Origin of the sequence: Salinivibrio sp. EAGSL (assembly GCF_013366455.1) — a bacterium.
Classification (GTDB): Bacteria; Pseudomonadota; Gammaproteobacteria; order Enterobacterales; family Vibrionaceae; genus Salinivibrio; species Salinivibrio costicola.
In genome coordinates, this window is sequence record NZ_JABWMG010000072.1 from 1 (window position 1) to 303 (window position 303).

1 protein-coding gene is annotated in these 303 nt (G+C 39.3%); it reads right to left on the reverse strand.

What is annotated here, in order from left to right; translation table 11 throughout:
• A partial coding sequence (locus HLG76_RS15230; protein ID WP_175993944.1) for a Type 1 glutamine amidotransferase-like domain-containing protein occupies positions 1–303 on the reverse strand: 303 nt, incomplete at both ends.

Consider the following 303-nt stretch of genomic DNA (forward strand, 5'->3'; position numbering starts at 1 on the left):
TTACATACTCAATATTGCGTGAAAGCACAATGGAACCAGCAGACTCACCAATATAAATTTTCCCTGAATTTACTTGTTCAGATATAACTGTGTCCGCGCCTGTTCTTTGCAGCTCTTGAAGGAGAAAGAAGGTATTACCACCAGTAACATAGATATAGTCATTATTTTTGAGCGTACTATCTATTTTTTCTTTGGTTGCCGTTGAGATTTTAAGTTCGTCAACAATTAGCCCGCGTTCTTCAAGGGCCTTTTTGCCAGCATCCACATAAAATGTAACATCTTCGACAAGACTCGCCGTAGGTA